This window comes from Bacillus sp. AFS088145 (assembly GCF_002564465.1).
In the GTDB taxonomy this organism is placed as follows: Bacteria; Bacillota; Bacilli; order Bacillales; family Bacillaceae_G; genus Gottfriedia.
The window spans coordinates 1-386 of record NZ_NUUX01000011.1; the positions used below are offsets into that span (position 1 = coordinate 1).

A 386-nucleotide genomic window follows, 5' to 3' on the forward strand; every position below is an offset into this window, starting at 1 on the left:
ATTTTATTTGGGATATAATACATTAAACCATTTTCTTTACCAGATCCACTTTAGATTTTACCCTTATTCTTTTTCGAATAGGGGTTTTTTATTTTAAAAGACATAAATAAAGTCGGATTCTACTAAATAGAATCCGACTTTTTTAAGTCAATTATGCTTTTTTAACATTTGTTGCTTGAGGGCCACGTTGACCTTTTTCTACTTCAAATGTAACTGCTTGGCCTTCATCTAACGATTTGAATCCGTCAGTTTGAATTGCTGAGAAGTGAACGAATACATCATCACCATTTTCTCGCTCGATGAATCCAAATCCTTTTTCTGCATTAAACCATTTTACTTTACCTTGTTCCATTTTTTGTTGCCTCCTCGTGTGGCTTACACACATT

1 protein-coding gene is annotated in these 386 nt (G+C 33.2%); it reads right to left on the bottom strand.

Features of this window, described 5'->3' with window-relative positions:
* Window positions 1-151 precede the first annotated feature (151 nt).
* On the bottom strand, window positions 152-352 hold the full coding sequence (locus tag COI44_RS08170) for a cold-shock protein (RefSeq protein WP_097974042.1): 201 nt from the start codon (window positions 350-352) through the stop codon (window positions 152-154).
* Between the last annotated feature and the right edge of the window lie 34 nt (window positions 353-386).